The organism is Yersinia sp. Marseille-Q3913 (assembly GCF_963892745.1).
In the GTDB taxonomy this organism is placed as follows: domain Bacteria; phylum Pseudomonadota; class Gammaproteobacteria; order Enterobacterales; family Enterobacteriaceae; genus Yersinia; species Yersinia bercovieri.
Genome location: NZ_CAWQAF010000081.1, coordinates 1 through 1,056 on the forward strand (window position 1 = coordinate 1; position 1,056 = coordinate 1,056).

Genomic DNA, 1,056 nt, shown 5'->3' on the forward strand with positions numbered 1-1,056 from the left:
GTTAAAGAACTCCAGCAACATCTACTCAAGCGCCCGAAAGGTGATAGAGCGATGGTGCAGTTGTTATCTTTAATCGCTGATTATGGTGAAGATTTAGGCGTGACCGCGGCAGCCATAGCGTTAGACGAAGGGGTGCCTACGGTGGAAGCAGTACTCAATATTATTCATCGACTCACTGAACCCGTAATACCTACGTTCAAAATAAATGATATTCCACTGAACATCCCACCCCAGGCTAATTGTCAGCGTTACAACACGTTATTAAAAGGGATACCAAATGCAACGTCATGACTGTATTGAAATACTTAAACAATTAAAGCTCACTGCAATGGCTGAAAGTTTTGATGAAGTGGTCATTGATGGCATACGGCGTAAGCGCTCTACGATGGATATTATTGGAAATTTACTCACCACAGAGCAAACACAAAGACATATCCGCAGTATTGGCTACCGTATTAATCAAGCCAGGTTCCCACAGCATAAAACACTGTCTGATTTTGAGTTTGAACAAAGTCCATTAAATAAACCCAGCATTGAACTTCTGAATGACTGTGATTACATCAGAGAAAAACGTAATCTTATATTTGTTGGTGGTCCTGGTACAGGTAAAACGCATTTAGCCACGGCTTTAGGGATAAATGCGGCCACCAATGGGTTTAAAGTTCGCTTCTGGAATGTATTAGATTTGGTCAATAAGCTGGAATTGGACAAAGAAAGTAAACAATTTAAATTAACCAGTCAACTGACAAAGCTGGATTTAATTGTTTTAGATGAGTTGGGGTATTTGCCCTTTAGTCAAAAAGGAGGAGCTTTATTATTTCATTTAATCAGTCAATTGCATGAACATACCAGCATTATGATCACCACTAATTTAGCGTTTTCTGAATGGGTAAAACTATTTGCCGATGAAAAGATGACGGCAGCCTTATTGGATCGACTGGTTCATCATTGTGACATTATTGAAACAGGCAATGAATCATTTAGGTTCAAAAACCGGTCTTAAAGTGGCGCACTTTTAAAGCATAACTGTGGCTCACTTTTAGACCATAATTGACA

Annotated in this window: 1 protein-coding gene and 1 pseudogene; both read left to right on the top strand. The window is 39.4% G+C overall.

The window, feature by feature from the left end; all coding sequences use genetic code 11:
• Positions 1–291 (top strand): annotated as a pseudogene (locus tag AACW11_RS19120) (IS21 family transposase); the annotation flags it as partial.
• On the top strand, positions 278–1,003 hold the full coding sequence (gene istB, locus AACW11_RS19125) for an IS21-like element ISYen2A/ISYen2B family helper ATPase IstB (RefSeq protein ID WP_212587058.1): 726 nt from the start codon (positions 278–280) through the stop codon (positions 1,001–1,003). The pseudogene AACW11_RS19120 and the gene istB, both read left to right, overlap by 14 nt.
• Positions 1,004–1,056: the final 53 nt, after the last annotated feature.

Coding starts and splice junctions, on each gene's coding strand:
- istB (WP_212587058.1), top strand. CDS start 278: ATGCAACGTCATGACTGTATTGAAATACTTAAACAATTAAAGCTCACT.